The 12329-nt window shown below is 63.9% G+C and carries 12 protein-coding genes; 4 read left to right on the forward strand and 8 right to left on the reverse strand.

The window, feature by feature from the left end:
- Positions 1-140 precede the first annotated feature (140 nt).
- On the forward strand, positions 141-1736 hold the full coding sequence (locus BLW71_RS18315) for an APC family permease (protein WP_091798648.1): 1596 nt from the start codon (positions 141-143) through the stop codon (positions 1734-1736).
- 129 nt (positions 1737-1865) lie between these two features.
- Here the strand turns inward: BLW71_RS18315 and BLW71_RS18320 are convergent, their stop codons facing one another.
- The 7 genes from BLW71_RS18320 to BLW71_RS18350 all read right to left on the reverse strand — a co-directional run bounded on the left by BLW71_RS18320 (position 1866) and on the right by BLW71_RS18350 (position 8021).
- The gene (locus BLW71_RS18320; RefSeq protein WP_091798652.1) at positions 1866-2651 is read right to left on the reverse strand and encodes a DODA-type extradiol aromatic ring-opening family dioxygenase; all 786 of its coding nucleotides are present in this window, start codon (positions 2649-2651) and stop codon (positions 1866-1868) included.
- Positions 2652-2803: 152 nt separating this feature from the next.
- Positions 2804-3403, reverse strand: coding sequence for a UbiX family flavin prenyltransferase (locus tag BLW71_RS18325; protein ID WP_091798655.1), 600 nt, complete (start codon positions 3401-3403; stop codon positions 2804-2806).
- A gap of 44 nt (positions 3404-3447) precedes the next feature.
- Positions 3448-3759, reverse strand: coding sequence for a Grx4 family monothiol glutaredoxin (gene grxD / locus BLW71_RS18330; protein ID WP_007180255.1), 312 nt, complete (start codon positions 3757-3759; stop codon positions 3448-3450).
- 117 nt (positions 3760-3876) lie between these two features.
- Complete coding sequence (gene prmC / locus BLW71_RS18335; protein WP_091798658.1) at positions 3877-4746, reverse strand: peptide chain release factor N(5)-glutamine methyltransferase; 870 nt, start codon at positions 4744-4746, stop codon at positions 3877-3879.
- A 7-nt stretch (positions 4747-4753) separates the two neighbouring features.
- Entirely contained in the window at positions 4754-5836 is a 1083-nt protein-coding gene (prfA, locus tag BLW71_RS18340) for a peptide chain release factor 1 (protein WP_091798661.1), read from the reverse strand.
- A 124-nt stretch (positions 5837-5960) separates the two neighbouring features.
- Complete coding sequence (gene hemA, locus BLW71_RS18345) at positions 5961-7247, reverse strand: glutamyl-tRNA reductase (RefSeq protein WP_091798664.1); 1287 nt, start codon at positions 7245-7247, stop codon at positions 5961-5963.
- A gap of 63 nt (positions 7248-7310) precedes the next feature.
- Complete coding sequence (locus BLW71_RS18350) at positions 7311-8021, reverse strand: response regulator transcription factor (RefSeq protein WP_091798667.1); 711 nt, start codon at positions 8019-8021, stop codon at positions 7311-7313.
- Between the two features lie 204 nt (positions 8022-8225).
- On the opposite strand from BLW71_RS18350, the gene BLW71_RS18355 reads away from it, so the two are divergent.
- Genes BLW71_RS18355 through BLW71_RS18365 form a run of 3 tightly spaced genes read left to right on the forward strand, consistent with a single transcriptional unit; the run spans position 8226 to position 10968 of the window.
- A complete protein-coding gene (locus BLW71_RS18355; protein ID WP_091798670.1) occupies positions 8226-8480 on the forward strand; it encodes a hypothetical protein in 255 nt (84 codons plus the stop codon).
- 19 nt (positions 8481-8499) lie between these two features.
- Positions 8500-10314: an aminopeptidase P family protein gene (locus BLW71_RS18360; protein WP_091798674.1), complete on the forward strand. Its 1815-nt coding sequence runs from the start codon at positions 8500-8502 to the stop codon at positions 10312-10314.
- A gap of 30 nt (positions 10315-10344) precedes the next feature.
- Positions 10345-10968: an HAD family hydrolase gene (locus BLW71_RS18365; protein WP_091798678.1), complete on the forward strand. Its 624-nt coding sequence runs from the start codon at positions 10345-10347 to the stop codon at positions 10966-10968.
- A 95-nt stretch (positions 10969-11063) separates the two neighbouring features.
- On the opposite strand, the gene BLW71_RS18370 is transcribed toward BLW71_RS18365, so the two are convergent.
- Entirely contained in the window at positions 11064-12185 is a 1122-nt protein-coding gene (locus BLW71_RS18370) for a DUF748 domain-containing protein (protein WP_091798682.1), read from the reverse strand.
- Positions 12186-12329 lie beyond the last annotated feature (144 nt).

Consider the following 12329-nt stretch of genomic DNA (forward strand, 5'->3'; position numbering starts at 1 on the left):
TGAACCGTCGCGCAGGCATGCGTGTCACCCGTCTCCAGCGCCATAAGCGATGTCAGCGGTGCGGGCATGGATCTGCTGCAAACTTGCATGGGGCCGGGGCAGGTGCGGAAGCGCCAACGCCGGCCGTCACAGGAGAAGACGTGAAAAGTTCTATACAACGGAACATCGGGCCGTTCGCGCTGATGCTGACCGGCTTGGGTTCGATCATCGGATCGGGCTGGCTGTTCGGCGCGTGGAAGGCTGCAAAAATTGCCGGGCCCGCAGCCATTTGTGCATGGGTGATCGGCGCGGTCGTGATTCTCGCGATCGCATTGACCTACGCTGAACTCGGCGCGATGTTCCCTGAATCCGGCGGCATGGTGCGTTATGCGCGCTATTCGCATGGCGCACTGGTCGGTTTCATCAGCGCATGGGCCAACTGGATCGCTATCGTTTCGGTTATTCCCATCGAAGCTGAAGCATCCATTCAATATATGAGTACGTGGCCCTATCCATGGGCGCATGCGCTATTCGTGGATGGGTCATTAACCACCAACGGGTTATTGCTGTCCGCGGCGCTCGTGATCATTTACTTCCTCCTGAATTACTGGGGCGTCAAACTGTTCGCGCGCGCCAATTCGGCCATCACGATCTTCAAGTTTCTGATTCCCGGCGCGACGATTCTCGGTCTGATGCTGACGGGCTTCCACAAGGAAAACTTCGGCGAAGTGAGCACCTTCGCGCCGTACGGCTGGTCGGCGGTGCTGACCGCCGTGGCGACGAGCGGCATCGTGTTCGCCTTCAACGGTTTCCAGAGCCCGATCAACCTTGCCGGTGAAGCGCGCAATCCCGCCAGGAGCGTGCCGTTCGCGGTGATCGGCTCGATCCTGCTCGCACTGGTGATCTATGTGCTGCTGCAGATCGCGTATATCGGCGCGGTGAACCCGAGCGACGTGGTGAAGGGCTGGAGTCACTTCAACTTCGCGTCGCCGTTCGCCGAGCTCGCGATCGCGCTGAATCTGAACTGGCTGGCAATCCTGCTCTACGTCGATGCATTCGTCAGCCCGAGCGGCACCGGCACGACCTACATGGCGACCACCAGCCGCATGATCTACGCCATGGAGCGCAACAACACGATGCCGAAGATGTTCGGCAACGTACACCCGTTCTACGGCGTGCCGCGTCAGGCAATGTGGTTCAACCTGCTGGTGTCGTTCATTTTCCTGTTCTTCTTCCGCGGTTGGAGTTCGCTGGCGGCGGTGATTTCGGTCGCCACGGTGATCTCGTACCTGACCGGCCCGATCAGCCTGATGTCCCTGCGCCGCGCGGCGACCGACCTCGAGCGTCCTCTGCATATTCCGGGCATGAAGATCATTGCGCCGTTCGCGTTCGTCTGCGCGTCGCTGATCCTGTACTGGGCGAAGTGGCCGCTGACCGGCGAGATCATTTTGCTGATGGTCGTCGCTCTGCCGGTGTACTTTTACTTTCAGGCGAAGTCGGGCTTTGCCGGCTGGGGGCGTGATCTGAAGGCGGCATGGTGGCTAGTCGCCTATCTGCCGGTGATGGCGATTCTGTCGCTGATCGGCAGCAAGCAGTTCGGCGGTCATGACCTGATCCCTTACGGCTGGGACATGCTCGTAGTCATCGCGTTTTCGCTGGTGTTTTACTACTGGGGCGTGAATAGCGGCTATCGCTCGGAATATCTGGACGAGCGCGAGGAGCACGACGAAGTGCTCGAAGGCATGGGTGCGCACTGAGGTGCCGCTCTGAGTCTGCTCGCTGGATCGAAGTCGGATCCGCTGTAAAAAACCCCCGCCTCGAGCAATTCAGGCGGGGGTTTTTGTTTGCGGCGTTCAGGTCGTGCTTAACGCAAGGCGGCCAATGGATCAGACGGTGCCGAACACGTAATTCGTCATGGCCAGCGAACGCTGATACGTTCCGAGCGACTGGATGGCCAGCGAATAATCGTCGTCCGCTGCGCCCAATGCGGCGAAGACCGGCAGCAGATGTTCGTCGGTCGGGTGCATCAGCACCGCATGCGGCGCCTGGCGGCGGTAGTCGAGCAGCGCGTCGATATCGTGCGCGGCGAGCTTTTCCTCGAACCAGCCGGTGAATTCGGCGACGCGCGGATCGGCGTCTTCGGGGCGCGCGGAGAAATCGGCGGCGCGCAGATTGTGCGTGATCTGGCCGGAGCCGATCACCATCACGCCGTCGTCTCTCAGCGAACGCAGCGCACGGCCGACGCGGAAGTGGTGCGCCGGGTCCATGTGCGGCTGGATCGACAATTGGGCGACGGGCACGTCGGCGTGCGGGAACATGAGCAGCATCGGCACCCATGCGCCGTGGTCGAGTCCGTGCGGCTGGGCGTCCGCGAGGATGCCGTTGTCGTTGAGCAGCACCGCGGCACGGCGCGTGACATCGGGCGCGCCCGGCGCCGGATACTGGATCTCGTACAACTGACGCGGAAAGCCATAGAAATCGTGAATGGTTTCCGGCGCCGTCGACGTGCTCACCACTGGCTGCGCCGTGCCCCAATGGGCCGACAGCATCAGCACCGATTCCGGACGCGGCAGTTGTGCGCCGAGTACGCCGAATTCGGCGGACGGCAACGACGGGTCGATCGGCAGCGTGGGCGCGCCGTGCGACAGGAAAAGCGAAGGCAAGCGGTTCATGGCAGCAGCGCCGCCGCTAATGTGCGGCGCAGAGATTGGGTTGCTACCAATATAGGGGTGAACTGCCGTTTGATAAACGGGTAAAAACGGAATTGATTGTGTCGCAGGCGTTGTTAATCAGCGCGTGTGCGCAGACTTATTTCGCTGGCGCGTTATTCCTGAGCGCCGCGCAGCCCAGCCCACGCGGGCGACAAGGCCGGCCCGAGCGCGAACAGATCCAGCACGCGCGCCACGGTGTGATCGACCATTTCGTCGATGGAAGCGGGTTGGTTGTAGAAGGCCGGCAAGGGCGGGAAAATCACGCCGCCCATTTCAGTGACGGCCGTCATATTGCGCAAGTGCGCCAGATTGAACGGCGTCTCGCGCACGAGCAACACGAGGCGGCGGCGCTCTTTGAGCGTGACATCGGCGGCGCGCGTGATCAGGTTGTCCGAGAAACCGTGGGCAACGCTGGCGAGCGTCTTCATCGAGCAAGGGGCGACGACCATGCCGTCGGTGGCAAAGGAACCCGACGCGATGCTCGCGCCGACGTCGCGCACCGAATGGACGACATCCGCGAGCGGATGCACCTCTTCTTTGCTCAACTGGAGTTCGTGCTGGATGTTGAGCCAGCCCGCGCTCGAAATCAGCAGGTGGCTTTCGACGCCGCCCAGCCGGCGCAGCGTCTCGAGCAGACGGATGCCGTAGATGGCACCGGTCGCGCCAGTGATCGCGACGATCAGCCGGCGTGGCGCCGCAGCGCGTGTTTCCATGGCTCGCGGCGCCTTAGGGATAAAAGCGGGTTGACCGGGACCGCTCAGGCCGCGGCGAACAGTTGTTGCAGTTCGCCCGATTCGTACATTTCCATCATGATGTCCGAACCGCCGATGAATTCGCCCTTCACATAGAGCTGCGGAATGGTCGGCCAGTTCGAGAACTGCTTGATGCCCTGGCGGACTTCGTCGTCCTCGAGGACGTTGACGGTCTTGATCTCGCCGACGCCGCACGCCTTCAGGATCTGGATGGCGCGACCCGAAAAGCCGCACATCGGGAACTGAGCGGTGCCCTTCATGAAGAGAACGACAGCGTTGTCGTCGACGATTTGCTTGATGCGTTGTTGCGTATCCATGACTGACCTTGCGGTTCCGTTATGTGTAGGGAATAGGCTGAAATGATAGCGGATTTCGATACAGCCGGCCGAGCGCCGCGATGCCCGTTCCGCGCTTGTGGATATTGGCGATGCGGGTCAACCGGCCAAACGCCCGCCGCTGATCCGCTCGATGCCGGCAAGATCGTGTTCCGAGCGGACTTGCGCAAAGCCCTGCGCGGTCAGCAACGCGCGCACGGCTTCGGCCTGATCGTAGCCATGCTCCATCCACAATACGCCGTTGGCCGCGAGCCGTGGGGGCGCGCCGGCGACGATCGCGCGGATTGCGCTGAGCCCGTCGGCTTCGTCGGTGAGCGCGCCGCGCGGTTCGAAGCGCAGATCGCCTTCATCCAGATGCGGATCGCCGCTTGCGATATACGGCGGATTGCTGACGATCACGTCAAAGCGCAAGGTGGCGTCGAGCGAGTCGTACCAGTCGCTTTGCGTCAACACGACAGCGCCGCCGGGACGCTTCGCGTCGAGTAGGCGCGCGGCGTTGCGCGTGGCCACCGCCAGCGCCTCGGCGGAACGGTCGAGCGCCCAGACCTGCGCGTCCGGCCGCATCGAGGCGATCGCGACGGCAATCGCGCCGGTGCCGGTGCCAAGATCGAGCACGCGAGGCCGCGGGCTGTTTTCGAGCGACGCCAGCGCGGCCTCGACCAGCAATTCGGTTTCGGGGCGCGGAATCAGCACGTGCGGCGTCACTTCGAAATCCAGCCCGAAAAATTCCCGTGCGCCGACGAGTTGCGCCACCGGCTCGCCGGCTGCGCGCCGCGCTTGCAACGCCAGATAACGTTCGACAAACTCGGCGCCCAGCACTTCGTCGCTGCGCGTAATCAGCTGTGTGGGCCGCCAGCCGAGCACGTGCGTGAGCAGAATCCGCGCTTCGAGCGACGGCAGCGGCGAGGCGCGCAACAGCGCGGCGGGCGTGGCCGGTGCGGCGGGCGTAGCAGGCGTGGCCGAAGTCATGCGCGCGTCAGTCCGCGTCGCCCAGCGAGGCCAGCAATTCGGCCTGATGCTCGCTGACGAGCGCCGCGATCAGCTCGTCGAGATCGCCGTCCATGATCGCGTCGAGGCGGTAGAGCGTCAGATTGATGCGGTGATCCGTCAGACGTCCTTGCGGGAAGTTGTACGTGCGGATCCGCTCCGAGCGGTCGCCCGAGCCGATCAGGCTCTTGCGCGTGGCGGCTTCCTTCGCCTGCTGTTCGTGCGACTGCTTGTCCTTGATACGCGCGGCCAGCACCTTCAGCGCGCGGTCCTTGTTCTTGTGCTGCGAACGATCGTCCTGACACTCCACGACGATGCCGGTCGGCAAGTGCGTGACGCGCACCGCGGAATCGGTCTTGTTGATGTGCTGCCCGCCCGCGCCGGACGCGCGAAACGTGTCGATGCGCAGGTCGGCCGGATTGATCTCGACCTCGCCGATTTCGTCCGCTTCCGGCATCACCGCGACCGTGCATGCGGAGGTGTGAATGCGGCCCTGGGTTTCGGTCGCCGGCACGCGTTGCACGCGATGGCCGCCGGACTCGAACTTCAGCTTCGAATAGGCGGCCTCGCCGGCGATCCGCACGATCACTTCCTTGTAGCCGCCCAGATCGGATTCGCTCGCCGACATCATCTCCACTTGCCAGCGGTTGCGCTCGGCAAAGCGCAGGTACATGCGCAGCAGGTCGCCCGCGAACAGCGCGGATTCATCGCCGCCCGTGCCGGCGCGGATTTCGAGAAAGATGTTGCGATCGTCGTTCGGGTCTTTCGGCAGCAGCATTTTCTGCAACTCGGCGCCGAGCTTGTCCATGCGCTCGCGGGCCGCGCGAATTTCTTCTTCCGCGAAGTCGCGCATGGACGCATCCGCCAGCAATTCCTGCGCGGTGGCCGCGTCGTTCATGGCCTGGCGCCACAGCGCGTAGTGCTCGACCACCGGCCCAAGCTCGGCGTGTTCCCGCGTGAGCTTGCGGTATTGGTCGAGATTCGAGGTGATGTCCTCTCGGCTCAACAGATCGTTCAGTTCGGCCAGACGGGTAGTGAGCTGGTCGAGCTTGCGTTGCATGCTCGTTTTCATCGGACGGGTATCGGAGCGGGCTCCGGTAAGGACGACGACTAGGGGAATGGGCGGATGCCCTTGGGTCGGAAGCACGTCGCGGGCCACTGCGGATGGCCCGGACAGCGCGGTGCTGGCTGCGCCGCTAACGCTCCGTGGAACCGGAGTGTTTGTAGAAACCGCTCATGAGTTCGATGAGCGTGTCACGGTTTTCGCTGCTCGCGCGATTGAGCGCGTGCGTGGGCCCGTGGATCAATTTATTGGTGAGCGCTTGCGACAGCGCTTCGAGTACGGCAGCCGGATCGTCGCCGCGAGCGAGCATTTTCTGCGCGCGTTCCACTTCAGCGCGACGCAGCACGTCGGCCTGCGTGTGCATATGACGGATCACCGGCACGATGCTGCGTGCGTCCAGCCATTGCATGAAATTCTGCACGCGCGTTTCGATGATGGCTTCGGCCTGTGCGACCGCGGCTTGCCGGGAGGCATTGCCTTCGCGCACGATCGCGCCGAGGTCGTCGACGGTGTACAGAAATACGTCTTCCAGCTGGCCGACTTCGGGTTCGATATCGCGCGGAACGGCCAGATCGACCATAAAAATTGGCCGATGGCGGCGCGCTTTCACCGCCCGCTCGACCGCGCCCAAACCGATGATCGGCAAGGTGGACGCGGTGCACGACACGATGATGTCGAACTCATGCATGCGCGAGGGCAGTTCCGCTAGCGGAATGGCGCGGCCGTTGAAGCGTTCGGCGAGACGCGTACCGCGCTCGGCCGTCCGGTTCGCGACCACGAGTTCGCGCGGCTGCTGCGCGGCGAAGTGCGTGGCGCACAGCTCGATCATTTCGCCCGCGCCGATGAACAGCACGCGCTGGTTCGAGACCTTGTCGAAAATTCGCTGGGCGAGGCGCACGGCGGCGGCGGCCATGGAAACCGACTGCGCGCCGATTTCGGTGGTGCTGCGCACTTCCTTGGCCACGGCGAAGGTGCGCTGAAACAACTGGTTCAGATAGGTGCCGAGCGCGCCGGCTTCGGACGCGGTGCGCACCGCATCCTTCATTTGTCCGACGATTTGCGTTTCACCCAACACCATTGAATCCAGCCCGGACGCGACGCGGAACGCGTGGCGCACGGCTTCCGACTGCGGCAGCGCGTAGACGTGCGGCGCGAGTTGGTCGATGGGCAGGTTGTGGTATTTGGATAGCCACTGGATCGCGGCTTCGCGCGCGGCCTGGTCGTTGGTCGCGCAGTAGAGCTCGGTGCGATTGCAGGTGGACAGAATTGCCGCTTCCGGCGCGGTACTGGCCGACGGGCCGAGCCAGATGCTCTTGAAGGTGTCCAACGCAGGTTTGATCTGTTCGAGCGGAAACGCCACGCGTTCGCGCAAGGCGACAGGCGCAGTGTGGTGATTGATTCCGATCGTTAGAAGCTGCATTTGGGGGAGCTATGGTTTAGCTGAATATTATAGCGTTTCCACGATTCTTACATTGTGAGGGTGTCATTCGGCCTCCATGACGGCTTCCGGCGGGATCGCGTCGAGTTGGTAGCCGAAGCCGTACAGCGGCGTCAGGCAATAACCGTGTTCGGGGTGAAGTTGCAGTTTGCTGCGCACCCGCGACGCGTGGGTGTCGACGGTGCGCGACCTTACGTCGCGGCGGCGTGCCCAGACGTTTTCAAGAATATGCGCCCGCGACACTGGCCGGGACAGATTGCTGAAGAGCAGCAGCGCAAGGCGGAATTCCTTTGGCGTGAGCGTGACCGTCTGGTTACGGAATGTGACGGCGAACTGCGCCGCGTCGAACGCATATTCGCCGATGATGTCGCGCCGCCGGTTGGGCGGCCGCCGCAAGCCCGCGCGCCGCAGGAGTGCGTCCACTCGCGCCAGCATCTCCGGGCCGCGGACCGGTTTGGACAGGCAGTCGTCGGCGCCCGCGTGCAGCGCGGCAACAATCTGGCTTTCGCGCGGGGCCGACATCAGCACGATCACCGGCAAGCCCGGCAGGATGACGCGGGCGCGCGGGATGACGTCTTCGGCGGAATGGTCGCCGGCCCAGCTTTCGGTGATGAGAAGGTCGAAGAATTCTTCGTTGGCGCGAGTCAGAAACGGGACGCTCGCGGTGAAGTGCTGACACAGATGGCCGCCGGCGAAAACCAGCCGGCCAACCAGTTCAGCGTGCCGCAGGTCCGGCTCGATAAGGGCGATTCGCATGACGCGCTTTCAGCGTGGCAATGACCGGGGACCAGGCTTTTCCGTAAGGCTTACAGCTTGCCTAACATCACCCCGACCCCTAAACTCAACCGCTATGCGGAAAGCGCCGTGCTGAACTTCTATAGTTAATGAGACAAAAATGCTAGCTGTATTGGCCCCTTGCGCCCATGAGACGAATCCGAAACTGCGCGAGGCCTGCTGCTAATGGGGTGGCCTGGGCTCGTGGTATTGGGGGCGGTGATTGGCCTCGCGGGCTGGTGGTTGCATCCGCTGCGGCGCGCGAGCCGAGCCCGGTGGTGGGTGGCGCTGCTGGCGGGCGTGCTGGGGGCGGCTGTCGCGCACATGGCCGGCAATGTGATTGGTCTCTTTCATGACGGTGATACGCTCGAATGGCCGGTATGTACCGCCATTGCGTTGATCGCCGTTGCCGTGACGGTCGGCTTGCTTTCCCGTCGATGAATATTTGCAGGTGACTCCGATGAATGCCCGACTTCCCGAAACTTCCTCCATTCCCGAACGGCTCGCGACTTTGCGCAACGCAATGGCGCGCGAAGGCGTTGCTGCCTACCTGGTGCCGTCCGCCGATCCGCATTTATCCGAATATCTGCCTGGGCGCTGGCAAGGCCGGCAGTGGCTGTCCGGCTTCACCGGTTCGGCCGGCACGCTGATCGTCACCGCCGACTTCGCCGGCGTCTGGACGGACAGCCGCTATTGGGAGCAGGCCAATACCCAACTGGCCGGTACCGGCGTTCAGTTGATGAAGATGACCGGCGGCCAGCAGACCGCGCCGCATTTCGAATGGCTCGCGCAGAACGTGCCGGCAGGCGGCACCGTGGGCGTGGACGGCGCCGTGCTCGGCGTGGCGGCGGCGCGTGCCTTGAACCAGGCGCTGAGCGCGCGCGGTGTGAAACTGCGCACCGACGTCGATCTGTTCGACGCGATCTGGCCGCAGCGTCCGTCGCTCCCGGCCGCCGCCGTGTTCGAGCATGCCGCGCCGCACGCGAGCGTCGCCCGCTCGGAAAAACTCGCGCAGATTCGCCGCGCAATGGCGGACAAAGGCGCGCAGTGGCATTTCATCTCCACCCTCGACGACCTCGCGTGGCTGCTGAATCTGCGTGGCGCCGACGTCAGCTACAACCCGGTGTTCGTGGCGCACGCGCTGATCGGCGCGGACCACGCATCGCTCTTCGTCGCGGACGGCAAGGTGCCGCAGGCGCTGGCCGATGCGCTGGCGAAAGACAACATCAGCGTCGAGCCCTATGCCAAGGCTGCGGACGCGCTGGCCGCGCTGCCCGCCGGCAGCACGCTGCTGATCGACCCGCGCCGCATCACGTTCGGCTCGCTGCAATCGGTGCCGTCCACGGTCACGGTGGTGGAGGCCGTCAATCCGTCTACCTTCTTCAAGTCGCGCAAGACCGAGGCGGAAGCCGAGCATGTGCGCGAGACGATGGAGCAGGACGGCGCGGCGCTGGCGGAATTTTTCGCCTGGTTCGAAGGCGCGCTGGGCCGCGAAACGATCACCGAACTCACCATCGACGAACAGTTGACGGCGGCCCGGGCGCGCCGTCCGGGCTTCGTGTCGCTGAGCTTCGCGACGATCGCCGGCTTCAACGCGAACGGCGCGATGCCGCACTACCGCGCCACCGAGGAATCGCATTCGGTGATCGAGGGCAACGGCCTGCTGCTGATCGATTCCGGCGCGCAGTATCTGAGCGGCACGACCGACATCACGCGCGTGGTGCCGATCGGCACCATCAGCGAAGCGCAGCGGCGCGATTTCACGATCGTGCTCAAGGGCACCATGGCGCTTTCGCGCGCGCAGTTCCCGCGCGGCATCCGTTCGCCGATGCTCGATGCGATCGCCCGCGCGCCGATCTGGGAAGCGGGCGCCGATTACGGCCACGGCACCGGTCACGGCGTGGGCTACTTCCTGAACGTGCACGAAGGCCCGCAGGTCATTTCGCACTATGCGCCGGCCGAACCGTGGACCGCGATGGAAGAAGGCATGATCACCTCGGTCGAGCCCGGCATCTATCGTCCGGGCAAGTGGGGCGTGCGCATCGAGAACCTCGTGCTGAACGTGCCTGCCGGCCAGACCGAGTTCGGTGACTTCCTCAAGTTCGAGACCTTGACGCTGTGCCCGATCGACACACGTTGTCTCGACCTGTCGCTGCTGCGCGAGGACGAACGCGCGTGGCTGAACGCGTATCACGAGACGGTCCGCACGCGCCTGTCGCCGCATGTGTCGGGCGAGGCCAAAGCGTGGCTGGAGTTGCGCACGCAGCCCATCTGATCGCCCAGGAAACCTGCTCACGGAGCGTGCATGGCCATCAAGGCAGTGGTGTTCGATTTCGGCGGCGTGCTGATCGACTGGAGCCCCGAGTACCTGTATCGGGAACTGATCCCTGACGAAACCGAACGCCGCTGGTTTCTGACGCACGTCTGTTCGATGGACTGGGTAATCCGTCAGGACGGCGGCCAGCCGATCGTCGAGGCCACCGAGGAACTCGTCGCGAAATTTCCCGATCACGAGACGCTGATTCGCGCGTTCTACGAACGCTGGCACGAGATGGTGGCCGGCGTGCTGGACGAGGGCGTGGCGATCATGGAAAAGCTCGAAGCGGCCGGAGTTCCGCTCTTCGGGTTGACCAACTGGTCGGCGGAGACCTTTCCGTATGCGTGGGAGCATTACCCGGTGTTGCGTCGGTTTCGCGACATCGTGGTGTCGGGGCGGGTGCAGTTGGTGAAGCCCGATCCGGCCATCTTCGCGGCCATGCGTGAGCGGATCGAGGCGCAATTGCCGGGCATCGAACCGGCCGAACTCGTCTTTATCGACGACAATCAGAAGAACGCCGAAGCCGCAACGGCGCTCGGTTGGCACGGCGTGCATCACACCAGCGCCGGGCAAACCGAAGCGAAACTACGCGAGCTGGGGCTGCCGGTTTGAGGCGGGCGCTGTTCTAGCGGCAAGGCGGCGCGTCAGTTTTCCAGAAGCGCCGCTTCACCCCTGCCTGTGTCCGCGTTGCGCCCCGGCTGACTGACTTACTGGCCAAGCAGACTCTTCAACGCGTTACCCAGACCTTTCACGGTTTGTCCCGCGCCTTTCGCCACATCCTCGACGCTCACGCCTAGCGCCTTCGCAAAGCCGGTGGCGATGCGCTGCATCAGGCCTTCCTGCACCGAGAATTTCGGGTCGCGCAAATTCCCATCCAGAACGAAATGTAGCGTGATATCGCCGTTGTGCGCCTTGAGCGCGGCGACGGCGGCTTTGGTCGGAATCGACATGAAGGTGTCGAGCGGATTGCCGCTGTCGGCGAGTTGCAGATTGTGGACCGTCAACGTTCCGGGCGCGTGCAGCTGATAGTTGCGCACCGTCGATTCGACGGTCAGGTCGACCGTGCCGCTAGCCACTTGCGCCTTGGCGCCGGCCTTCTTGATCAGGTACGGATCGAGCATCACGACGTCGACGCCTCGCAGTTTGCTGGTGGTCTGTGAATCCTTGCTGGCGATCTTGATCCAGCCGCCGAACGACACGCTGCCCGTGTGTGTGGGACCTTTAATCGAACCCGTGACATTGACGCTGGTCGGCTCGGTGAGGGCGGGCAGGCGCAGATTGTCGACGGTTGCGTTGGCATTGCTGACCGTCACCTTGAACGCCGGTGGACCGACCGTCATGTCGTAGAAGTGGAAGTTGCCCTGTTCGAAACGGATGTGATCGACCTGCTTTTCGCGAGGAATGGGCACCGTCGCGCCGCTGGCGTCGATTTCGGCTTGGTTCACCGTTTGCCGCAGATTCGGCATCAGGCGAATCGCACCGTCCTTGGTGCGCAGCACGGCGATATCGAAGCCGCGCACCACCACGCTGCGGACATGCATGCGCCGCGCGATCAGATCGCGAATGTCGGGTGTGAGGGTGATTTCGTCCGCTCTGAGCGGATCGCCGGCCGGCCAGCCAGGCGGTGCTTTGAGAAGAACGTTGGTGAGACGGACGGACGTCAGGCCGACGTCGATGGTTTCGGCGCTGCCCAGTGGCCCGAGCGCCGCGATCACGCGCTCCTTGACCTCGCGTTGCGCGAACTGCAAGGCGCCGACCACGACGACGATTAGCACCAGCAGCACGCCGCCTACGGCGACGACCCAGCGCTTGCCTCTCGACATCGTCATGCTTACCTCCTCGTCACCGCGTTCCGGGCGGTGTGGCAGTGATCGGCCGTTGCGCTCGTCGGGCGGGCGCGCGCCTGAATTGGATCATCGCGGCGGACCGCACGCGCCCCGCCGCGATGACACGTATCACGCCACGGTACGCAA

It is taken from the genome of Burkholderia sp. WP9 (assembly GCF_900104795.1).
GTDB lineage: Bacteria > Pseudomonadota > Gammaproteobacteria > Burkholderiales > Burkholderiaceae > Paraburkholderia.